The sequence below is a fragment of the Coleofasciculus sp. genome (assembly GCF_046565525.1).
Taxonomy (GTDB): Bacteria; Cyanobacteriota; Cyanobacteriia; order Cyanobacteriales; family Coleofasciculaceae; genus Coleofasciculus.
Genome location: NZ_JBKHUP010000082.1, coordinates 1 through 22,495 on the forward strand (window position 1 = coordinate 1; position 22,495 = coordinate 22,495).

25 protein-coding genes are annotated in these 22,495 nt (G+C 47.5%); 11 read left to right on the plus strand and 14 right to left on the minus strand.

The window, feature by feature from the left end; translation table 11 throughout:
• The 4 genes from ACLGGO_RS25320 to ACLGGO_RS25335 all read left to right on the plus strand — a co-directional run.
• Positions 1 to 254: tetratricopeptide repeat protein (locus ACLGGO_RS25320; protein ID WP_446421347.1), on the plus strand; the 254-nt coding region annotated here is incomplete at its 5' end.
• 394 nt (positions 255 to 648) lie between these two features.
• On the plus strand, positions 649 to 1,149 hold the full coding sequence (locus ACLGGO_RS25325; RefSeq protein ID WP_446380606.1) for a hypothetical protein: 501 nt from the start codon (positions 649 to 651) through the stop codon (positions 1,147 to 1,149).
• Between the two features lie 290 nt (positions 1,150 to 1,439).
• A complete protein-coding gene (locus ACLGGO_RS25330; protein ID WP_446421348.1) occupies positions 1,440 to 1,637 on the plus strand; it encodes a hypothetical protein in 198 nt (65 codons plus the stop codon).
• 175 nt (positions 1,638 to 1,812) lie between these two features.
• A complete protein-coding gene (locus ACLGGO_RS25335) occupies positions 1,813 to 1,971 on the plus strand; it encodes a hypothetical protein (RefSeq protein ID WP_446421349.1) in 159 nt (52 codons plus the stop codon).
• 198 nt (positions 1,972 to 2,169) lie between these two features.
• On the opposite strand, the gene ACLGGO_RS25340 is transcribed toward ACLGGO_RS25335, so the two are convergent.
• The 7 genes from ACLGGO_RS25340 to psbP all read right to left on the minus strand — a co-directional run bounded on the left by ACLGGO_RS25340 (position 2,170) and on the right by psbP (position 8,001).
• Entirely contained in the window at positions 2,170 to 2,607 is a 438-nt protein-coding gene (locus tag ACLGGO_RS25340; protein ID WP_446421350.1) for a hypothetical protein, read from the minus strand.
• 88 nt (positions 2,608 to 2,695) lie between these two features.
• Entirely contained in the window at positions 2,696 to 3,448 is a 753-nt protein-coding gene (locus ACLGGO_RS25345; RefSeq protein WP_446421351.1) for a hypothetical protein, read from the minus strand.
• 60 nt (positions 3,449 to 3,508) lie between these two features.
• Entirely contained in the window at positions 3,509 to 4,309 is an 801-nt protein-coding gene (locus ACLGGO_RS25350; protein ID WP_446421352.1) for a hypothetical protein, read from the minus strand.
• 233 nt (positions 4,310 to 4,542) lie between these two features.
• A complete protein-coding gene (locus ACLGGO_RS25355) occupies positions 4,543 to 6,027 on the minus strand; it encodes a hypothetical protein (RefSeq protein WP_446421353.1) in 1,485 nt (494 codons plus the stop codon).
• 71 nt (positions 6,028 to 6,098) lie between these two features.
• Positions 6,099 to 6,524, minus strand: coding sequence for a hypothetical protein (locus tag ACLGGO_RS25360; RefSeq protein WP_446334861.1), 426 nt, complete (start codon positions 6,522 to 6,524; stop codon positions 6,099 to 6,101).
• Between the two features lie 291 nt (positions 6,525 to 6,815).
• Positions 6,816 to 7,400, minus strand: a complete 585-nt coding sequence (locus tag ACLGGO_RS25365) for a Maf family protein (protein ID WP_446421354.1) — start codon at positions 7,398 to 7,400, stop codon at positions 6,816 to 6,818.
• Between the two features lie 61 nt (positions 7,401 to 7,461).
• Positions 7,462 to 8,001 carry a photosystem II reaction center PsbP gene (gene psbP, locus ACLGGO_RS25370; protein ID WP_446334863.1) on the minus strand — a complete coding sequence of 180 codons (540 nt, stop codon included), beginning with the start codon at positions 7,999 to 8,001 and terminating at the stop codon, positions 7,462 to 7,464.
• Between the two features lie 196 nt (positions 8,002 to 8,197).
• On the opposite strand from psbP, the gene ACLGGO_RS25375 reads away from it, so the two are divergent.
• Complete coding sequence (locus ACLGGO_RS25375) at positions 8,198 to 8,995, plus strand: tetratricopeptide repeat protein (RefSeq protein WP_446421355.1); 798 nt, start codon at positions 8,198 to 8,200, stop codon at positions 8,993 to 8,995.
• 138 nt (positions 8,996 to 9,133) lie between these two features.
• On the opposite strand, the gene psb34 is transcribed toward ACLGGO_RS25375, so the two are convergent.
• From psb34 to ACLGGO_RS25405, 6 genes are all read right to left on the minus strand, one after another.
• Positions 9,134 to 9,313 (minus strand): photosystem II assembly protein Psb34, encoded by a 180-nt coding sequence (gene psb34, locus ACLGGO_RS25380; RefSeq protein WP_446334865.1) that lies wholly within the window; start codon positions 9,311 to 9,313, stop codon positions 9,134 to 9,136.
• 255 nt (positions 9,314 to 9,568) lie between these two features.
• On the minus strand, positions 9,569 to 11,512 hold the full coding sequence (gene thiO, locus ACLGGO_RS25385; protein ID WP_446421356.1) for a glycine oxidase ThiO: 1,944 nt from the start codon (positions 11,510 to 11,512) through the stop codon (positions 9,569 to 9,571).
• A 57-nt stretch (positions 11,513 to 11,569) separates the two neighbouring features.
• Positions 11,570 to 11,917, minus strand: a complete 348-nt coding sequence (locus ACLGGO_RS25390) for a hypothetical protein (RefSeq protein ID WP_446421357.1) — start codon at positions 11,915 to 11,917, stop codon at positions 11,570 to 11,572.
• A 301-nt stretch (positions 11,918 to 12,218) separates the two neighbouring features.
• On the minus strand, positions 12,219 to 12,653 hold the full coding sequence (locus ACLGGO_RS25395) for a DUF4079 domain-containing protein (RefSeq protein ID WP_446334868.1): 435 nt from the start codon (positions 12,651 to 12,653) through the stop codon (positions 12,219 to 12,221).
• Between the two features lie 116 nt (positions 12,654 to 12,769).
• Positions 12,770 to 13,936, minus strand: coding sequence for an RRXRR domain-containing protein (locus ACLGGO_RS25400; protein WP_446421358.1), 1,167 nt, complete (start codon positions 13,934 to 13,936; stop codon positions 12,770 to 12,772).
• Positions 13,937 to 14,449: 513 nt separating this feature from the next.
• Positions 14,450 to 14,839 (minus strand): DUF1830 domain-containing protein, encoded by a 390-nt coding sequence (locus ACLGGO_RS25405; protein WP_446334869.1) that lies wholly within the window; start codon positions 14,837 to 14,839, stop codon positions 14,450 to 14,452.
• Between the two features lie 479 nt (positions 14,840 to 15,318).
• Here ACLGGO_RS25405 and ACLGGO_RS25410 point away from each other — a divergent pair, with 479 nt between their 5' ends.
• From ACLGGO_RS25410 to ACLGGO_RS25435, 6 genes are all read left to right on the plus strand, one after another.
• On the plus strand, positions 15,319 to 16,902 hold the full coding sequence (locus tag ACLGGO_RS25410) for a photosystem II high light acclimation radical SAM protein (RefSeq protein ID WP_446421370.1): 1,584 nt from the start codon (positions 15,319 to 15,321) through the stop codon (positions 16,900 to 16,902).
• Between the two features lie 171 nt (positions 16,903 to 17,073).
• Positions 17,074 to 18,441, plus strand: coding sequence for a DICT sensory domain-containing protein (locus ACLGGO_RS25415; RefSeq protein ID WP_446421371.1), 1,368 nt, complete (start codon positions 17,074 to 17,076; stop codon positions 18,439 to 18,441).
• Between the two features lie 17 nt (positions 18,442 to 18,458).
• On the plus strand, positions 18,459 to 19,097 hold the full coding sequence (locus ACLGGO_RS25420; protein WP_446421359.1) for a pentapeptide repeat-containing protein: 639 nt from the start codon (positions 18,459 to 18,461) through the stop codon (positions 19,095 to 19,097).
• A gap of 194 nt (positions 19,098 to 19,291) precedes the next feature.
• A complete protein-coding gene (locus ACLGGO_RS25425; protein WP_446421360.1) occupies positions 19,292 to 19,513 on the plus strand; it encodes a hypothetical protein in 222 nt (73 codons plus the stop codon).
• Positions 19,514 to 19,956: 443 nt separating this feature from the next.
• Positions 19,957 to 20,943: an RNA polymerase sigma factor, RpoD/SigA family gene (locus ACLGGO_RS25430; protein ID WP_446334930.1), complete on the plus strand. Its 987-nt coding sequence runs from the start codon at positions 19,957 to 19,959 to the stop codon at positions 20,941 to 20,943.
• Positions 20,944 to 21,478: 535 nt separating this feature from the next.
• Positions 21,479 to 22,069, plus strand: coding sequence for a hypothetical protein (locus ACLGGO_RS25435; protein ID WP_446421361.1), 591 nt, complete (start codon positions 21,479 to 21,481; stop codon positions 22,067 to 22,069).
• A 15-nt stretch (positions 22,070 to 22,084) separates the two neighbouring features.
• Here the strand turns inward: ACLGGO_RS25435 and ACLGGO_RS25440 are convergent, their stop codons facing one another.
• Entirely contained in the window at positions 22,085 to 22,267 is a 183-nt protein-coding gene (locus ACLGGO_RS25440) for a hypothetical protein (protein ID WP_446334872.1), read from the minus strand.
• Positions 22,268 to 22,495 lie beyond the last annotated feature (228 nt).

The window sequence follows — 22,495 nt, forward strand, 5'->3', positions numbered from 1 at the left end:
GGGTTGCCCAAGAGTTACGGGAGTATGAGCAGGCAAGGCTATACTATCAGCAGGCTCTGGATATTCAGATTGAATTTCGCGATCGCTACGAACAAGCTAAAACTTATGGACAATTAGGATTACTGGCAATAGCCCAGGAAAACTACGCCGAAGCCAGGGTGAATTTACAGACAGCCTTAGAGATATATCTAGAATATCAGGATGACTATCGGGCTGACGTTGTACGGGAACTCTTAGCACAACTCCCAGATTAAGAAGGGCACGATAATATCGTGCCCCTACGCCATCAATTCTCCCTGGGTGTGGTAGGGGTAAGGCATTGCCGTACCCTGATCCGATGAATTCGCGCCAAGGTAAAAACCAATGCTGGCAAGCCTTTCCCCCTCATCCCCTAACCCCTTCTCCCACCCCCCTCGTTCCCCCCTACAAGAGGGGGGAGGACTAAGGATGCTTCGCGTTTTTTGCACGGGAGAAGGGGGATCGGATGCTCTTGCTCCCCTCTCCCAAGCTTGGGAGAGGGGCTGGGGGTGAGGGCTGGCGTGGGAGAGGGGTTAATGTCAACCCATAAATCCGGTTAAAATAAAAGAATCCTTGCCCTCTTCAACAATAGCCAGGGCAACGGGAATCTTCACATCAGGAAACACAACCATGCCCTATCAAAATATTAGTGCCAGCCTCTCAGACACCGATATCGAAGAAATCAACACCGCCTTACAAACCATTGAACAGAAACTCCCCTTTCTAATTAACCTTAGCCCCAAAGAACGCCATGATCTGTATAAAATGGGCGATAAAAGTTTAGCCTTTGTCAACAATAGCCTCAACGCCGCCCAATCTAACCCTGGCATTCTCCCCGCCAACTTCAGCACCGAGGAATTCGAGCGCGACTATCAACTGGCGTTGCGTCTTTCCGAGTTACTCATCCGACTCGAGCAACTGACAGAAAAGGTGGATGATACCCTGATAGCCGTGGGGAGTGAAGCCATGAAAAGCAGCCTAACCGTTTATGACTACGTGAAAATGGCATCGAAAACCACACCGGGATTAAAAAGCGTGGCGGAGCAGTTAAAAGAACGCTTTAAAGGGGTGAAAACAAGAGGGAATGGGAGTTCATCAGGGGAGGAGTCAAACGCTGAGAGTGATGAATGACGCTCTGAGCGTGGTGAGGGGACACTCTGAGCGTGGTGGGAGACACTCTGAGCGTGCTGGGGGGACACTCTAAGCGTGGCGGATGACACTCCGAGCGTGGTGGGGGGACACTCTGAGCGTGGCGGATGACACTCCGAGCGTGGTGAAGGGACGCTCTGAGCGTGGCGGATGACACTTTAAGCGTGGTGGGGGGACACTCTGAGCGTGGCGGATGACACTTTAAGCGTGGTGAGGGGACACTCTGAGCGTGGCGGATGACACTTTAAGCGTGGTGGGGGGACACTCTGAGCGTGGCGGATGACACTCCGAGCTTCGTCGAGGAGTCTCAAGGTGACAAAGTTTACCCGAACAAACCAAAGAGCAAGGCTTCAAGCCTCAACCATCAGCATCTACACCCCTGCGATACCGATTATGGTAGAGACGTTCCGGCGGAACGTCTCTACCATGGTGCTTCGCTCAACCTAAGCTGCTTGACATTTAAACCTTAATGTCAATAATGGTGAAATCCTTGTAGTGCGTTAAGCGAAGCCATGCCGCAGGCTTTGCATCTTGCTCGCTACTAATACCCAATTTAAATGCATGACAGCTTAAGAGATTCTCTGGAAATCGAATTGACGCACCAATACCAGATGGGTAGGGGAACGATATCATCGTACCCTTCAAATGGCTGCTCCCCCGGTTCTTTTAAAGGGCGGGTTTAGTCAAGTTATCAGTTGGGTGCAAAATGTTATCTGTAAAACCCGCCCCTACACCCCCATTATCGTACCCTTCAAATGGCTAGGGCGCACGTCGGGAATGGGCGCACGTCGGGCAAACAAATGAATTGTGACGATTACGGGAAACCTCAACTCCCCTCTTGCTCCCCTCTTGCTCCCCTCTCCCAAGCTTGGGAGAGGGGCTGGGGGTGAGGGCTGACTGGGGGTGAGGGCTGACTGGGGGTGAGGGCTGACTGGGGGTGAGGGCTGGCGTAGCACGTCAGTTGCAGGGCGCACACCATTTGAGGGCGCACGCCATGCGCCCCTACTTACCCGGTAAGGATTTGGAATCGGAGGGTTCTGTATATTGGCAGAAAATATTTAGCCCAATCTTGAGAATATACAATACCACCACAGTTGCGATCGCGGGATCAAGGGGAAATCCGGCTAACCCCACCAAATACACGATTAATCCCGTCAGCAAGGGTGTACTTCCGGGATTCTTGGTGTACTCCTGTACCTTGGTGCGAAAGCTATCATCACCACATAATTCCTGACGTAACTGGTTCAGCGTCACCTCCCAGAGGGATTTATCCGGAAAATCTGGTATTGTATCATATTTCTGAAAATACAGTTCCTCAAACGACGCCTCAATATCCCCATTATGGTCTTTGAGAAGTGCGATCGCGTCTTGTGCTGGATCATCATTGGGTAAAATTGTTTGATATGAATTCAGTTCCGAGGTGGTGAGTTGAGTATTCATCGTTATCTTTTTATCGTAAGGGCTGGCTAAATCAGTCTTGTGGTAAGGATAAAGAGTGGGGAATGGGGAAGGGTAACGCTAAAGATCATCAAGAAGAAAACAACCCGCTTAAGAGTCGCTTAGCTAACCGCTTGGATCTGGGTTTGGAAGAAAGAAATCCAGCCACAATTCGCCGCATTATCCAGCGCCGCGCTGTTGGACGCAATAAATGAAATAGGCGTCGAAAACCCATGTAAAATAATCCCACCATTATTAAAACAGCAATCAGCATCCAAGGGTTATTCAGGAAAACTGGGATAAAGGGAATCACCAGCAGCATAGAAATCAGTAATGTTAGTCCCCAAGCCAGCCCATTAATCAGCCCAGTTAAGGGTACATATTTACCGAAACGCAACTGACGCATTACTTGTTCAATTAACCAATAATGTGCCGTTGAAATCTGATGGGAAAAGTTGGGACGTTCTAGACAATTGCGCTGGATTTGATGGATAATATCACCATCCAAGCCAATAACACTTCGCATCAGCGCCTCTTGGGAGCTTCCTCGCTTATAGTAGGTACAAAACGTTAATCCTGATTGCCAACGGTTTTCGTCATCAATGAGAGCGTAATACCGCAAATCTGTGAGCAATTGACGGGAAAGCTTAAGAGAATCTCCCATCTGTTGAGCCTGTTGAATGTGTCGTAGAGTTTCTTTATCTAAGGTGAAGCGAACCCCATGAAACAGAAACTGAGAGCGAGAAATGTGTTCTACCTCGATTTGAATACAAGCCGTGATCGCTAAATTCTGGCGCGGGGAAGGCGGGTGAGAGGGTGATGCTAAACGAGGATGCTGATTCATTTTTCAAACGTCAAACGTAAAAAGTCAAACCCTGTGCCCTCCGGTGTGTAAAGCTATACCTTATGACTTATGCAGTGTAGCTTTTATTAGACCAATAATAAACTCCAACAGTCCGCGCCATTGTCGTTCACTGGCGATTACCCCTTCTCGGTGAATTTGCAGAATGACCTCTTTTTGGGGATGGTGAAACAGGGATTGATCGTAACGGTTGATCACATCACCATCAAGTTGAATCACTGTTTGAGCGCAGATGGTATCTGTGGTGATCATTCGTTGAATTATATCAGCTTGATCGGGTTGAACAGAGACTAAGCGTAGCACCGTTTGATTCCGATCATCCAAGGCGGCTTTGAGTTCAGCTAGTTTACGCAAACCGCGTAAAAAACGACAATTACTCAAAAGTCTTTGAATGGTAACAATTGTGTCTGGACTTTTCAGATCGATGGGATTGGGGAGACGAGTGGGGATGCGATCAAAATCATCAGCGAGACTGGAGTGATCCTCATTGAATATTGTCGGATCATAAAGTTCAGAGGTTGGATCACTCAATTGCCCCCGGTATTCCCGTTCTAGCCTGGTGCGTAACTCCAGGTAGCGATGGCGCAATGACTCATGGATACCTTGTTGTTCTAAATAGTCCGGCGAAATCGGATAAATATCCCGGTACGCTTCCCAAGCAATAAACTTATGACCGCTAATATGTTCTACTACCATCGTATTCACTTCTAGGGCCGTGAAGTCGATTAGCGTGTCGCCCAAGGACTGCAAGAAGTGATTTAGGCTTCGATTCACACCCGAACTATTGCCTCGGGTTTTAGAGGCGGGTACATCCTGTGAATCTTGTCGATTTCGATTGGTCATCAACCCACACCTCTCTAGAACACCTGTTCACTCATCCAATCATCCACCGAAATTCCCAAAAATGGAAACATTCGCGGCTCAACACTCCATTGTATCGCTCTAGTGCAGCATGGCTCCAAATACCCAGACGTTCCACACCTTACGTCTCTCTGTGCTCCCAGACGTAGCATGCTACGTCTCTACATTGCTCCCCCTATCTACGAAGCTGCTCAAGTATTTCCATTCCCGCTGCACTAGGGTTCTGGGTTTTTATCCTGAAAGCGGCTAGGGGGTGGAGGCGGTGGTGGCTCTCCTTGCTTCGTTGATTTGGGCTTCTCTTCCCCATCGTCCTCTGGATGGCTGAGGGAATCAAAATCATCAACAGAAAATTCTTCAAAGGAGAGTTCCCCGAATCCATAATCCTGCTCATCCACATTTTCGGCGGATTGGTTTTGATCTGCCAACAAATCTATAGGATCACTTAATGATTCTGAGCCCATTTCTTTTTCCTGAGAGTCTTCAGGTAAAGCATCTAAACCAGCTAGAGGGTCAGCCGTTGAGCTTGCCGACTCAGACGCTTGGCTCTCACTCAAGTCTGGCCATTCAATCTCACTATCAACCTCAGTTAAATCGGAATAGGGTTCAAGTTCCTCAACCGCAAATTCATCCCAATCTTCCTGAATATTTAACGGCGAGGGAGACTCCTCGACGGGTGGGGGTGCCGCAAAGGGATCAAAGTCTTCTACTAAGTCACCCCAGTCTTCATCGGTATCCATCTGGGCAAAAGAGTGATCGCCTAATTCCGGTTCGTCTACTACCCAGTCATCCCAGTCTGCATCGTCGTCAGTATCCTGGTTTAGTTCTTCTAAGGATTGCCAACTGGGCATTTTTTGAGCCGGTTCTGATACCCTGGGTTTGGGTTCAATGTCTGTCTGGGGTGGGATATCCAGTTCCGCCGAGGGGGGCGACTCCTCCTCATCAAGTTCCAATGTTCCCCAATCGTCGTTGAGAACCTGCAAATCTTGCTCATCTAACTCCGCTTGGTTGAACGATAGCGGTTCTGCTTCAGTGAATTCGTCTCTCGCATCCTCAGTCGTGAAGGACTCTTCATCGTCTAGAGGTGGGCGTGGAGGACGGGGTAAGGACTCGAGCAAATCTAGCACCGAGTCATCCTCATCTTCTTCCTCTTGTTCCTCTTGCTCCCAAGCTGTCATTGTCTCGCTAGAGGGAGTCGATTCAGCAGATACCTCTTCCTGAATCGTCAAATCTGGCGTCTGGGTTGCCAATTCGGCGGCGGCGACGACGGCTACTCCTTCATCGGGCTGGGCGGCTGTCTCTTCCTGGGTGATGGCTAAGGGTGGGTATTCTACCTCACTCAACCCTGTCCTGTGGTGTTGCAGCGTGATTAAAATCTCAAATAGCTTTTGCAAAGTTTTAAGATTATTCTCAACCAGCTGATTGCCTTGTGCCACCTGTTCTATATGAAAGGGGAGGAGTTCTCGATAGGGACCATTGCCAATAAACTGTTCCCCAATCTCATTCGCGATCGCTCCCTCAATCGTATTAATTTGAGTCCGCAGGCGATAACCCGGTTTGGCAGCTGTTTCGGCGCCATCCTCAGCATCAGAAGCTACCCAGGTTGTAATTTTCAACTGCACCGCTTCCGCCAAAGCCCCAGCAAACGCTTCTTGAACCTTGCCTGCTTTGAGTTGTTGCCTAAAGTCCTCACTCGACGCCATAATACACTCACCTGAATTTGGGCGATTACCACTACAGAAACTGGCAGATTTGTCAACCTCTATCTTCAAGATTAGGGTAAATTATCCTGGCTCGAAGGCGACAGAGCCGGATTACTCTCCCGAAGTTGCTGCTGGGTTGACTGCTGGGGTTGGTATAATACACGAGTCAACACGGTAAAGAGTTGTTGCAAGTTTTCTAGATTATTCTGGATAATCTGGCGTCCTTCCTGAACTTGCTGGGTATGAAATTGGCGTAGTTCCGTGTAGGGACCATTGCCGATAAATTGAGATCCTACCTCATTATCGATGGAGCCTTCTACAATATTGATCCGGGTACGCATACAGGAATTAGCCGCCGGCTGCTCTGTTTGTGGCGAATTGGCGGAAGACACCCAAGTCGTAATTTCCAATTCAACCGATTCCGACAAAGCTAGGGTGAAGGCATCTCCAATGTTGCCCGCCCTTAGTTTCTGTTTGAATTCTTCGCTGGTTGTCATACAATTCGCTCCAGCTATATCAGCTTAACAATAGACTCAAAGTGCTTTGACTATAACAAACTTCCGCCTCACCTGAACAAATTTTCTCACAAGGGAACAGGGAATAGGAAGCTGGGGGAGATGAGAGCGCTCTTGAAGCAGAGGAAGCAGAGATGTTCCGATGAAACATCTTTATGTAGGGGCGGGTTTTACCACTAACGTTTCGTTTTCACCCTGATATAACTCGCGCCCGCCCCGACCTAACAGTTCAATTATCACATAGACATAAGACATAAGACATAAGACATAAGACTACCAAAAGTCTGTCACTTCATAACCCAGCTCAGTCAGCATCTGATACAACAGAGGTAAACTTAGACCAATGACATTACTGTGACAACCGTCTAGTTTTTCGACAAATAAGCCACCACGCCCTTCTAGGGCAAAGCAGCCTGCACAGTTTAGAGGTTCGCCTGTAGCCACATAGGCTTGAATTGCGCGATCGCTCACATTGGCAAAGTAGACTCGTGTTATCCCACAACGGACAATTGTCTTATCCTGTGATACATCAATTAAGGCATGACCCGTATAGAGTTCGCCCACTCTACCCCGCATCATCTGCCAACGTGCGATCGCCTCTTGGGGATTAGCCGGTTTCCCGTGGATCTCATCCTGAATGCTTAACACTGAATCACAGCCTAACACTAGCGCCTGATCAAATTTAGGCACAACGGTTTTGGCTTTGTGCCATGCTAGGGTTTTGACTAACTCTACCGGATCAGTAACTTTAACCTGAGATTCATCAAAATCACTGTGACAAACGATGGGTTCAATGCCAGCATTTTTTAATAAACGGCGGCGTGCTGGCGAAGCTGAGGCTAAAACAAATTGTGTCATTCGTTATTTGTCATTCGTCATTCGTCATTCGTTACATTTGTCTTGACAAGTGACCCCTAATCTAGTAAACATTAAACGAACTAGCGACTTGGGTAAACAGGTCTTGCACTTTATCCCAACGTTCTTCTGTGGTTGAAGTATTCAGAGTGTAGAGCTTACCACGGCTGATGACGGCTGTGGCTAGGTCATGACGATTTTGAGTGGGAAGTTTGACACTATATTCGAGAAGATAATAGGTTTTGCCTTCCGTCTCGCGAGCTTTTGCATCGACTAATTCAACTTGACGATTGGAATTCGCCGCCGATAGCACATTTTGTTGGAGTTGGTAACCGACTTCCCCAGGCGTTCCTAAATCGGTGAGGGTTGTATTTTCTGGAACGGGGTTAATCACCACACTGACATTTTCGGTTTGCTCGATCAAATCCCGAAATACCACATCTGGTCCGTCAGTGACTTGAATCGGCACCCAACCATTCGGATAGAGAAACTCATAACCGTCAGCCGTATCGACATAGCTTTTAAGTCCACTAACGCCGTCAGTGCAGCCATGTAGACCCAAGCTCAATACTAGCAGCAAAAGGGCGGCAATGGTCTTGAGCATCTTTATATCCTTTGAATTGGTGCGTTTTTATTGTCTCATCTTCCGGGTACACTTTATGATTGAGTTTTGATCAAGATAAGTCACGTTGGCTTGAGAAGGGTTGACGTTTAAAAGGAACCTCTTTGGGGAGGTTTGCGTCGGCGTCTATAAAACTCTAAAGCTAACCTGATTAAGATTGCAGGAAAACGAAAACACCATGAATCCAACCTATCGAATACTGACCATTTTAGGATTGGTGACTGTCCTGACGGGTTTCTCTGAAGCGGTTCGCGCCCAAGAACCCATCAGGGTTGTGCAAGCTTCCTCAGAGCAGTTGAGTGCCGTGCAACTGTATAACCGAGGTGTTGATAAACTGGAAAAGGGTGATTATGCTGGTGCAATTTCTGACTTCGCCGATGCTTTACAACTTAACCCCGAAGACGCAGATGCCTATTATAATCGGGGCTACGCTTATCATAGTCTCGGTAATTACGACGGCGCCATTTATGACTATACCCAGGCGATTAAGTTAAATCCCGATTTTAGTCAAGCTTATAGTAACCGAGGTTATACCCATTTTGTGCGCCGGGACTACCAGAAAGCGATCGCGGATTTCACCAAGGCGATTGAAATTGATCCGGAAAATGACACCGCCTATATTAGTCGCGGGAATGCGTATGATGAGTTGGGCGATGCTGAAGCAGCTCTCAACGATTACGCCAAAGCGCTGGATATCGACCCCGAAAATGCCCGCACTTACTATAATCGGGGGCTAACGCACAATCGCTTAGAACAATATAAAGACGCGATCGCGGACTATACTCAATCGATTGAACTGCAACCCACCTTTGCTGAAGCTTATTACAATCGGGGGCTGACTCAATTCAAATTGGAGAATATCGATGCAGCTACTGCTGACTTGCAAAAAGCGGCTGAACTTTTTCAAGAACAAGGCAGATCAGATAGTTATCAAACTGTTATGAATGCGCTGCAAGTGATGGGAGGGGGAAACTAACCCCTGATCCTACTGATTTTGGTAAGTTATGCTAAATCGAACTAATTTTTCGCTCAATCCTTGATCAGATTTCACTTCATTGTTAGTCCAAAATCGCTGGATTAACAGGGGTGTTCCCGATTGAGGGAAGCGTAAAGATTAGCTAACGCTCGATACAGAGACAGCGACGAACATCAATCCACTGACTAAAACTAGAGCGGCAATTCCCAAGAATACATAGTTGCGCTGCTCTGTTTTGCTTGGGGGTTCCGCTTGGTAAACTTTGGGTTCACGGGCAAAGTTATTTAAACGTCCGCCTTCTTCTGTGGTATAGGGCATGAATGATAACCTTTTTTACTCATCTTATAGAATTGTAACAAACTCTCAGTATAAATACTCTCCTGTTTGGATAAGAAATTTTTATAGTCGCTAAAAAGCGGTTCTAGCCCTCTAATAACCGTTGCACGGAAATCGTTACATCAGGAAATGCCAACGGGTGAATTTCTCCCGTCGTCAGGGTTAATTAGTGGGTATAGTCGCCACCGACAGGTTCACGAAGCAATCCTCAAACCTGACAAAGGACATAAGACAGTCTTAATTAATCGTCCCCGTCAATGGTGAACTCGCACTAGCATAACTTTTAATCGGAATCCGCCCCGCCAGATAAGCCAAACGTCCGGCTTGAGTCGCCATACCCATGGCTTTCCCCATCGCCACGGGATTTTTAGCTAGTGCGATCGCACTATTGACGAGTAAAGCATCTGCCCCCATCTCCATGGCTTGCGCCGCTTCGCTTGGTGATCCAATTCCCGCATCCACGACCACAGGAACTCCCGCCTCTTCGATAATAATTTGGATATTTGCCGCCGTTTTAATCCCTTGTCCCGAACCAATGGGGGAACCCAAGGGCATTACCGTGACACACCCCACCTCTTCCAATCGTTTAGCTAACATGGGGTCGGCATTAATGTAAGGCAGAACGGCAAACCCCTCTTTCACCAATTTCTCAGCGGCTTCCAAAGTACCAATCGGGTCTGGTAATAAATATTTCGCGTCTGGAATAACTTCTAACTTGACAAAATTATTATCCTCTTGCCCCAATAACTTTGCCATTTCCCGACCTAACCGCGCCACTCGCACGGCTTCCTCTGCAGTTTTACAGCCTGCGGTGTTGGGTAACATCCAGATTTTCGTCCAATCCAGCGCCTCGGCTAATCCTTCATGACCCGGGGCTTGGGTTTGCACCCGCCGCACCGCTACTGTGACAATCTCACTCCCACTCGCCATAATACCCTGCTGCATTTGTTCAATGCTGCTATATTTCCCTGTACCGGTCATGAGACGGGAGTGAAATGTTCGACCGGCAATAATTAACGGGTCAGATGTCGCGGGTTCTGTAACTGAGGTGTTCTGGGGAGATAGGGGAGTAATGGGAGAACTAATCATTAAATTTGAGCAGGATTGATGATAAAAGCGATCGTAACGAAAATGGTCTAAGAGCGGATCAACCCTTTGCCTTTCGATCCAGTCTGCCAGTAGCTGTGCTGTCACCGGGGCGAGGAGAATGCCATTGCGGTAATGTCCTGTCGCTAATGTTAAATTTTCACAAGGGCTAACTCCCAGAATCGGACATTCATCTGGAGTTGCCGGTCGAAATCCCCACCAGCATTCCTGAATTGACCAATCCTGTAGGGGCGGATATAACCGTATTGCCCGTGAGAGCAAGGTGTGAATTCCCGATGGTGTATTATCAGGTTGCCATCCCACATCCTCACTCGTTGCACCAATCAGTAACCGCCCATCCCGACGCGGAACTAAGTAGGTATCCGGTCCATAGATCACCCGTTGCAGGGGTAAGGGCTGATGGGGATTGGCTGGCATTTGTACCGACAGCATCTGACCTTTTTTTGGATACACGGGTATAGGTAGCAGTTCCTTTGACCAAGCCCCCGTTGCTAATACATAATGATCAGCCTGAAATTCCCCGATCGAGGTTCTAACGCCACAAACACGACGATTGTGCTGCTCAATTGCCTCGACGGTTACCCCTTCGCGCAGGTCAATCCCTAATTCTTGAGCCGCTAATCGCAGGGCTTGCGCCAATGAGCGGTTATCGACTTGTCCATCTTCGGGATACCACCAGCCACCAATCACATCTGCCCCTAAACCGGGTTGATATAAATGAATCGTATTTTTATCTAACCAGTTGCCAACTTCAGGGTGAGAAGCTGAAATCTCTTCATAGACTGGGGCGAGAATCCCGCAGGGCAAGTACCCTGTCGCCACACCAGTAAGTTGTTCGAGTTTGGTACACCATTGAGAGTAGAGCGATCGCGATCGCCGACATAATTCCCGCATTGGAGGCTCAGGAATGGCTTCCGCATCAGGGGCTAACATACCAGCGGCGGCTAGAGTCGATGCGGCTTTAAAGTCGCGGGTTAATACCGTGACTGTCGCCCCCCGCCACTTCAATTCTAGGGCGAGTGCTAAACCAATGACGCCACCGCCCACAATTAAAATATCACTGCAAAAGTTCATTAGAAGATAAAAATTGAGACGCGCCCTAGCCAGTCCATACAGATTTTGTCAACAACTTTACCAGAGAGCCGTAACCGGTTCGGAATCCTCAGTCGCTGCACCCGCGCCTGTATCTGCTTGACCCATTGTTGTTTGAGGAGCTTGGGCTGTACCCTGATTATTTTGAGCTTGCGGTACGCTTCTAATCGTTGTGGGAGCTTGGGATACTGGCTGAGTTGGCTGATTGCCTGGTTGTTGTGTTGCTGCTTGGTTGTCTGTCGTGTCTGGATCTGACTCAATTTGGTTAGCCGTGGGATTGTCTCCCCCAAAGAGTTCTCCAAAAAAAGGAAGGGATACTCCCTGCCAACCTAAAGCGGCTCCCACTAGAGCGGCTGCGATGATAATTAATCCAATTAATTTGTTCATTTCTTCTCAATCCATCTAATCTATGTGGCGTTTGCTCGGCTTGGCAATAACTAGAGCTTATAATAGATAGTTTTTTAACTTACTTTTTTGATCACCATAAGTCTTAATCATGCTGATTTCGCCACGCATTGAAAACGTTCCCCATCAAGGCAAGCCCTGAGCAATCCCTGCCGTCTAAACGGTGAGGTAGTTGAAAAAGCTAACGCCTTCATAATTATTATATAGCCCTCTGTTGTCCTAAAGGGGGCAGCTATCACTCAAAACCAGGTTCATCAAGGGTTGCCAAGGATCAAAACGTCCCCTACAAATATTTCTGCACCACCTGCCACCCGGAATAGGACACCCAGGCAAATCCTAGGAATAAGGCAATATTGGTTCCCAGATGAACAGCCCGCGCCCAAGGCTTTTGGGGACTGATTTGGGTGGAACTGCCGGCGGACACCGCAACCAGCGCCACGACAGATAACCCGGCAATCAAGTGTCCAGAATGTCCCAGATTGCCATAATGACCAATTGTACCAACTAAACCAATTGCCAGGAGCAGCAAGACCAGAGTGACCATTAGCCAACCGATGATGTAATGTAATGGTCGCAACCATTTAGGTCTTGGGCGTTGAGAGTGGCGTTTCGAGAACAGAACACTGCCCGTCACCGCCAACAGCAAATAAGCCGCTAGGGACAAGCCCATTGACCAAGCCGCTATTTTCCACAACCAGATAAAGTCGGGCAGATTCACAAATTGATGCCTCAAATTCAGCCTATTTACCGTCCCCAATCCTAGCTTAAGAGGTTGCTCATCGCTAACCTCGTGAGACCCCAGATGGCTTCGCTGAATGTGGGGAGGAATAGAGGTCAAACCGTGCCACTCAATGTGGTAAGGTTTGACAGTCCAGGTGAAGGTACGACGATTAACCCCGTGCTTCGCTGCAACAACTGGACTTTGCTGGCAGTAAATTGCCCTAGTCTTTTCCAATTAACGTCACTAACTGAAACTTGAGTTTTGGTGTCTCCAGAACACCAGCCTATATAAATCTTTCCAGCTTTTTCGGCTATAACCTTGTCTCCCTTCCTATAATCATGACGAGTAACCGTACCACCATACTTACGCCGTTTGCCGCCTTTGGATGGAACACATAGGTGTAATTGTCTGCGACTAACGGGGGGTCTACGGATTACCGCAAATGGTGCTGGTGTAATCTCAACAAATCCTTGCCAGTTACCGTGCTTGGCGTTGCTAGAATGCCACTCTCGCCATTGTATGAACTCGAACGCGGCTAAAGTTACACCATCAACGGCGTGTGTTACTGGTGTTTGATTAGGTTTGTTTTTTTTGTCTTTGGTTAATCCTAACCACTGTCTAAGCTGGCTAGTTCCATTGCCGTTTTTTTGCCATCCCTGATGAGTTATAACTGGAGCTAGCTCAGATAGCCACGTAAGCATTTTCGTGGTTCCCACCATCACCGGAGAGAAACCAACACCAGATCGGGCAGACTTGCGACCACTGGTTTTATCCACATCAGCCATAACCAACTCATAGTGAATGGCGCTAACGGGAAACAGCTTAAACAACTCTTTAACTACCCGTAACTCTAGCTGCTTGTTAGCTCGAATTGAGGGAGGTAGTTTGGCTTGCTTACGATTATTGAACCTTGCTTGACGGTGGCAACGCTCAGAGTATGGTAACTTTCGATTGATCCGCTTTCCCCGTCTGCAAAGGCGCATAATGCGCCGCAATTGCATTCGTTCTTTAACCGTTTTAAATGGTAAAACTAAGTGAGCCATCCACAGAGTAGACAAGCTTGATTGAACTCCAATTCCTGAGTAAAATTTCCCAGGATCTATACCTATGGCTATCGGCTGAGTGTCCTCTCCTGTTTCAAAAGTTAACTGAATAGCAAAACATTCTAAATCGTTATGCACCACCTTGGCTTTGCCTGCTTTTAACCAACGTCTAGCACGACTAGCTTTAGTTGGCATTAAAGGTTTACCTGATTTTGATAGAACTGGTACTCGTAACATGGAGATAATCCTCACGAGTTAAGTTATCAGTTATCAGTTATCAGTTATCAGTTATCAGTTATCAGTTATCAGTTATCAGTTATCAGTTATCAGTTATCGATCACTGTTCACTGACCACTGTTCACTGACCACTATGTCCCTTCCCGCCATCTCGGTTAAGATGTCCTAACTAAATAGCGACCCGACAAAAAGTCTTAGAGATAACTCGGACTAGGGAAGTATCCGAGAGTCTGTGCCAAACCGAAACTCTATGCGGTATTCAACGGTTTAAATTGTCGTTTGTCCGACAATCCCTAGACTCAAGCGATAGCTAGTTTAGGGTTGTTGAACTGAACAACCTCTTTGATGTTTTTAAATGGCTTTTTTATCTAGGTGACATCCTCTTACACTATCTGCGTCCTTTATGGTGTAGGCTTCCTGGGTCGTAATCCTACGATGACGCTTCCGGCGTTTTCTCGGGAATATTCATCCCACGCTGCCTGTCGGGTCAGACGTGGGGAATCTATCGCCGGATCAGCTAGCTGTTGCCACAGCCAAACGTGCTTCGCTTGCGGGGCTATTATGACGAATTGTTTCTTCACTAAGCTTATTATCATCCGCAGGTGGTACAACGGCTTTAGCGTCAGAGGACGACGCCGGATTAACTTCTTGATCGACCTGTAAGCGAGTGCAGGGTACGGTATCTGAGAGAATCGCACTTGCCATCATGCCTGTGTGAATCTCCAGTAGCGCCTGCGGTAGGGCTTCAAAGACTAAGCGCTGTCCCGGAAAAACCACGCGCTCAAAATACCAATTGGGAATATTTGTAATCCGAGCAATTTGAATCTGACTCGTGGCGTTTACGTAGCAACAGAGAATGTGAGTTTGATTATCACAAGGTAGGGGATCAAGTATCTGAGTCATAACTGCTGAGTAAGGTACTAAATGAATCGTGCTTCTTATTACTTCACCTAACTTAGCACTTGCGATCCCGTGCCTGCTGTAAATCCGACTACCAATTTAACTTCTTTCTTGCCAATTGCACTGACGCGATCGCAGCTAAATGCTTAGTTTGTCCCATCCCTTGGGTTGAGACCCTAAATTGGGTCATTTTAGGTAATATTGCTTAGGTTACCTCCCTTAGACTCCCCGATATGAACTCCATGAAAAAAATACCATACCCTTGAGGTCACAGGGCAATCTTGTTAGAGTAAAGTTAAGTTATGTGAAAAAGAAATCAAATATCTGAGAAAGCTGGGTTGGGGCTGCGTCCTCACCCCGGTCGATGATGACTTAAGCGTCCGCGTCCACGGGGTTTTCAGCCAAATTGCACTGGATACATGCCAAGTTCAAGACAGCCAACCGTATTCATAAAAGCCGATTTACCCCAGATGAAATTTACAATGTCAGAAAAAATTCTTTATGTTCGCCTACCCTGCAACCCGATTTTCCCGATTGGGGTTGTTTATTTAGCCGATCACGTTCACAAACTCTTCCCAGAGGTAAAACAGCGCATCTTTGACTTAGGCACCGTACCTCCCCTGGATTTTTCCCGATCGCTTGATGCTTGTATTGACGAATTTCAACCGACGCTTTTGGTATTCTCCTGGCGGGATATTCAAATTTATGCGCCAGTTGGCGGTAGAGGAGGGAACCCCTTACAAAATGCCTTTGAGTTCTACTATGCCAGTAACCCCTTTGTCAAGGTACGCGGGGCGATCGGTGGATTACGTTTAGCCGCCGCTTATTATAATGAACTGTGGCGTAACTTAGGGCTGATTCGTCGGGGACTTAAACGCGCCCGTAACTATAACCCAGAGGCACGTCTGATTGTCGGCGGGGGTGCGGTTAGCGTGTTTTATGAACAACTGAAGACTAAATTACCCAAAGGGACAATTGTCTCCGTGGGTGAAGGTGAAACCCTATTAGAGAAACTCCTGCGGGGTGAATCCTTTGCCGATGAGCGCTGTTATGTGGTGGGTGAGACTCAGCCGCGCGATCGCATGATTCATGAGAGCCCAACTCCCCTAGAAAAAACCGCCTGTAACTACGACTATATCCAAAGTATCTGGTCAGCTTTTGATTATTATTTTCAAGAGAGTGATTTTTATATTGGCGTACAAACTAAACGTGGTTGTCCCCACAACTGCTGCTACTGCATCTACACCGTCGTCGAAGGCAAACAGGTACGGATCAATCCCGCTGATGAAGTTGTCGCCGAAATGCGCCAGCTTTATGACCGAGGTATCCGCAACTTCTGGTTTACCGATGCTCAGTTTATCCCAGCGCGGAAGTTTATCGACGATGCGGCGGAACTGTTGCAGAAAATTCTCGACTCTGGAATGAGGGATATTCACTGGGCGGCGTATATTCGGGCGGATAATCTCACCCCCGAATTGTGCGACTTGATGGTGAAAACCGGGATGAACTACTTTGAAATCGGCATTACCAGTGGTTCCCAGGAATTAGTGCGTAAGATGCGGATGGGATATAACCTCCGCACCGTGCTACAAAATTGTCGCGATTTGAAAGCGGCGGGGTTTAATGACTTGGTTTCGGTCAACTATTCCTTTAATGTAATAGATGAGCGACCGGACACCATTCGCCAAACCATTGCCTATCACCGGGAGTTAGAGCGAATCTTTGGTGCTGATAAGGTAGAACCTGCTATCTTCTTTATCGGACTGCAACCCCATACTCATTTGGAAGCCTATGCCTTTGAGCATAATATTATCCAAAAAGACTATGATCCAATGAGTTTAATGCCCTGGACAGCGAAAAAGCTACTCTGGAATCCCGAACCATTAGGCTCTTTCTTGGGTGAGGTTTGCCTGCAAGCTTGGCGGCAAAATCCCGATGATTTTGGTCGCGAAGTGATGAAAATTTTAGAGGAACGTTTGGGGTGTGCGGATTTGGAGGACGCTTTAGCGGCTCCGATTGAAGCCCCAGCTAAGACGCCGCCTAAACAACTGGTTACAGCGGGGTAGTTGATTCTATCCGTTTATCGTCAACTAGAACAGCTTGGAGAAATTCAACCCTAAAATGTATCATAATTAACATAAAATCATCGGTTAAAATTCTCCCCTGCTCCCAGACGTGCCATGGCACGTCTCTACACGCTCTCCCTTTCCCCTGAACCCCTCAGACAAGGTTTGATCATGCTGCAAGGTTCGATATTACAAAAGTTAGACACAGCTCATCGCGGTGGTAAGCGACCGCTGAATTTTGGCGTTTATCACAAAAACACCCTGATTGCTCTGTGTCATGCTTTGGAAGACTTTATTTTAGAGTCAGAGGGAAAACCTCTGTTGATTGCGGCGTTTCAACAGGGGAAATGGTATCTGCAAGAGGCAGAACGCTATAACGATTTGGCGGAACACTCGTCTCAAGTGGTGATTATGGCGACAGGGGATACCAGTTTTGCTGAACATCCCACCAGCCAGCGATCCAATGTGACGCTCGTGGATTTAGAACCCTCTGATCCAGTGGCTCAAGAGTGGCATTTGATCATCATGTCGGAGACATACACGGCAATGGTCTTATGTCAAGAGTTATCCGCCGCTGATTATGGCAGTAAAGGACAACCCCAAGAGGATCGGGAGCGCAAGTTTTATGGGTTCTGGACATTTGAGCCGGAACTGGTTCGGGAAACGATTGAGTTGGCGATCTCACACATTGGTGGTTATGATCAATCCTTACAAAAAAGCCTAACCGAACAAGCGCAACAGATTACGGCTGCCTTGGGTAGCAAAAAACGCGATGATATTGGGCAGGTTGTGTATCGCGTCGTCGATTATCTAGAACGCTTTGAACAAGATTTATACCAAGCTGAGGATGAGCAACTGCAAACCTTGCCCCTTTCTGAGCAAGACTTAGATAATAATCTCTTGTCTAATAAGGTGCAGGCATTTTTGCGGATGGCACAGCTCATTGATCAAGCGGATGTAACCAATCCCATGGCAGCGGCGGAAGTGGCAACCCTTTGTGAAGCGATGGGTCAATTGCTTGATCTACCCGCGTGGCAAATCAAACGGCTGCGATTAGCGGGATGGCTGCATCGCCTCGCCCCCTTACAAGGAGTAGAGGATACCCTGGAACCGACAAAATCCACGGTGCAGCAACAGGCGGTAGCTCAACAAGAGGCGATGCCTAAGTCCTCTGTTTTGCGCGTTATGCCCCAATTACAGGCAATTGCTCACATTATCACCCACCAAACAGAACATTGGGATGGCTCAGGACAACCTGATGGCTTGGCTTATGATGCGATTCCCTTGGAGTCGAGAATTTTAGCGCTGATTACGGCATTTCAACAGCGGCTGAAGGACTATCAATCCCAAGAGACTCCTTTGGCACAAGCACTCAATGACTGTAAGGCGTCAGCGGGTACAGTATTTGACCCCAAACTGCTTGACGCTCTAGAACTATTGGTGGTGGGCATGCAACAGGGTATGAGTTTACAGGTGAATCAACCTAAAATAGCAGCAGGGATGTGGTTGCTTGATTCCTATGCCACTCAGGAAGCATAATTTAATCAGGAAAATTGATGGAAATCGAAGCAATTAGGGCAGGAAAAATCAAGCAACTCTCAGGCGCTAATCTAGATGACGAAGATTTGTCTGAGGGTCAACTTGAACAGATCAATTTGGCGGGCGCTAGTCTGGTGGGTACGAATTTGTCGAGAGCGAATCTCAATGGTGCCCGTCTCGATGGCGCTAAGCTGCTGTGCGCTCAACTGGTGTCTGCTGACGTGCGGGCAAATTGTTTGGGCGCTAATCTGATGCAAGCGAATTTGGCTGGGGCTGATTTGCGCGGGAGCAATCTCCGAGGCGCGAATTTAATGGGCGCTAATTTGGCACAGGTATCGTTTGCGGGAGCATTTTTGAGTGGTGCGAATCTGATGGGTGTCAACCTCCAGGGCGTTGATTTCCGAGGAGCTGATCTGCGGGGGGCGAATCTCAACAGTGCTAATCTCAAGGGGGCGGATTTATCGCAGGCGGATTTACAGGGCGCTAGCTTGTGTGACGCCAATTGTGAGGAAGCGGATTTGCGTGGGGCGAATCTGGCGGGGGCGAATTTGACGGGCGCAAATTTGCTTTGTGCTGAACTTGATGACACCAATATAAATGGTGTGAAGTTGGAGCGAGCTTGCTTGCTGGGAACGTCTCTGGAAAGTAGTTCCTAGAGTGTTACCTGAGAATCCGGGGTTATTGTCCTGAGAACAAAAGGGATACATTGGACAAATGACAAAGAAAAAATGATAATATTCTGACATAAAGGCTTGGATTTAGCGCTCACTCCTGCTATTATCAATGTTTATCAAGTTGCGCCAAAAAACCTCTTCCATCTGGACAGGGTGGGGGAGAATTTGGTATTGGAGTGATTGGGAGAATAGGGAAAAAAGATGAAATAAATTTAGCGGCGTTTAATCTCCTGGGAATCTTTCCTGGCTCACCTTCTCGCGTCCTCAACAGTACGTCCTCAACAGTTCCCGAATCACGAAAAAGGCATCGTGCCAGAATAAGGGATTGGGAGGATATCTATACCCGAATCAGTTCGGTTATTTCCCCGATTAACTCTATCCGTTTCTCGGCGTTTTAGGTGATCATAGTAATTAGGAGAGAATGTCAATCGGTTAGACCTTTGCGGTATCAGGAGGAGAAGTAGCAGATGCGACACCCAGATCATTTTTCCGAAATGTTGAACCTTTACCTCTTTACCGTCGTCTAAAGGTGTAATACTATAGAGTTAAGGCAAACTCATACTGACTTCGCATTCGCCCCTGTTCCTAGCCCAGAGTTAGTAAGCTGGGAAACGCCGCAGAATCAACGAAGAGACAATTTACTGAGTCAATCGCTTTAACTCCTGTCTACGGTTAGATCTCCTACTCAAGTCAATACAGGTAGGAGTCTATACATCTTTTAGTAGATGTAAACCACCGCTTCGCGCACATATCCTCAAAGTGAGAGATGGCTATAGCTTTTGCTTTTGAGGTCAAAATCCGCGACAGATTTATTGCTCGTTTACGGAGTCACTACTCACAGATGCCCACTGTTAACACCAAATCCAAAACGACCAAGCAGCCCACATTTTCGGCAGATATGGTTCGCACGTATCTGCATGAAATCGGTCGCGTGCCACTACTGACCCATGAGCAAGAAATTGTCTATGGTAAGCAAGTGCAGCAGATGATGCCGCTGTTGGAGGCAAAAGATGCTTTAGCGGAAACGATGCAGCGCGAACCGACGATACAGGAGTGGGCAGAACACGTTAATTTAGAAGAATCAGCCCTCAAGAAAATTATAAACCAGGGAACGCGAGCTAAGCGCAAGATGATTGAAGCAAATCTGCGCCTAGTAGTTGCGATCGCGAAAAAGTATCAGAAGCGTAACATGGAATTCCTGGACTTGATTCAGGAAGGTACCCTGGGATTAGAGCGAGGGGTGGAGAAATTTGACCCAACGCGAGGTTATAAGTTTTCCACTTATGCTTACTGGTGGATTCGTCAGGCAATCACCCGCGCCATCGCCCAGCAAGCCCGCGCTATTCGGTTACCGATTCACATTACCGAAAAGTTGAATAAGATTAAGAAAGTTCAACGAGAACTGTCTCAGAGATTGGGTCGTAACGCGACACCGGCTGAGATTGGTCAGGAGTTAGAGTTAGAACCTGCCCAGATTCGCGAGTATTTGAGCATTGCCCGTCAACCTGTATCCCTGGATGTGCGAGTGGGTGATAACCAAGATACAGAATTATCTGACCTCTTGGAAGATAGTGGTCCGACGCCGGTTCATTACACAACTCAGGAATCCCTGCGCCAAGATTTAGATAATCTCCTGGCAGAATTAACCCCCCAACAACGGGAAGTCTTGGCACTCCGCTTTGGCTTAGAAGATGGGAATGAACTGTCTTTGGCAAAAGTCGGACAGAGGCTCAATCTCAGTCGCGAACGGGTACGCCAGTTAGAGCATCAAGCCTTAGCCCAGCTAAGACGACGCCATGGGAATGTGCGGGAATATATAGCGAGTTAGGGTTCGTTGAGATTTGCGCTGTCTTACCTGACCCTCATTCGACGACTGTAGGGGTTTGGTAACCAATAGGGGAGGGGTTTGGCAACCAATAGGGGAGGGGTTTGGTTACCAAACCCCTACCACTTTTTTGTAAACAAATATTAATTTTTTAGGCAATACCAGGACTAGCGATTGAAGCCTCTGAAATTGGCGTGTCAACTGTATAAACCTAACTGAAGGGTGAGTGAGTTTCATTCCTTTGAGGGAATCGTCACTGGCGGATAATCCGTTATTTTTAACTTAAGGGTGATGAAGACCTCTATCAAAGTACAAAAAACTATACTCTTGCCCGTGCCAAATGTGACGGTTGAGAAACCGGATAAAGGCAGGACAAAAAAGAGACGGATTCAAGCTTTGATAGAAAGCAAGGATGCCTTGTTAACCTCTACTTTAGCTTAAGTCTACTTTAACAAAAAATAGGGCGGCTACCAACTGTGTGCTAGGATTTCAGATTTTTTAAGGGTGTTTCTATATTATTTTCAAGGAGGATACCACGGTGATTAGCCGATTCATTGAGTTTTTACAGTCCCAACATCAACCGTTTTTTCCTTGGCGTTTACCCTTAACCGGGTTACTGCTGACGGTAGGACTAACAATGAATGTCTCCAGTAGACCAACAGCCGTCGCTCAACAACTCAAGCAAGCCGTGGACAGTGCTGCTGTGGAACCGAATCAATCTACTGTATCCGCCTCAGCCACTTTAATCCCTGATGGTACTTACCTCTACGGTCAATCCTCTCAACCGGATCAGATTGGTCAAGAATATATTGTGTTTCAAGCCAATAAAGGAAAGCTAGTTGGGGCACTTTACTTACCTCAATCTGAGTTTAGCTGTTTTTATGGCACCCTAGAATCTAAACAGATGAATCTCCAGGTTGTCAACCCCTATGACCAAACCGCTTTAGCTCACACCATCGAGAATCAGCAACAAACCTCGGTGGCGGCGGGGAGTCAGATTCATCTAGATCGAGCTTACGACTCTTTAACCTATCCCCATACAGTTAGACTTGATCAGTATCAACCTGTTGGTCAACTGAGTGAGAATGATCAACGGATATTGAATATCTGTCGGGAAAATGTGTTGTGATAAATGACAAAAAGATCAACACCCTACATCTAACCCCTCTGGCGGTTGGGAATACAAGGTTTGTTCCTCTGCGGCTGTGGGTGAGCTAGTAAACTGTTCGATTTGAGTCAATAAAGTTTTAGCTTCGAGATCACCATTGTCGGTTCGGTGTTTGAGGTAGAGCTTCAGTTCATTGATTAGGGCAGTGGGGATGTTCATTAGGACTCCTCCGTTGTGGGAAACCCCGTGTCCCTTCGCTTCGCTTATCGGGCAAGCTTCAGACCGGGGAGGAACACTCGGTAGCGGTTTCAACCGCCTACCCCTTTTTGGGGCGGAGGGGTATGGTTGCCCCTCCAATGAGGTATGGTTGCCTCAGTCTCCCGTTTCCGGGGTAAAGTTAGCTTCGCCAATGTTATCGGTCGGTAACTATCCAAAAAGCACTGTTTC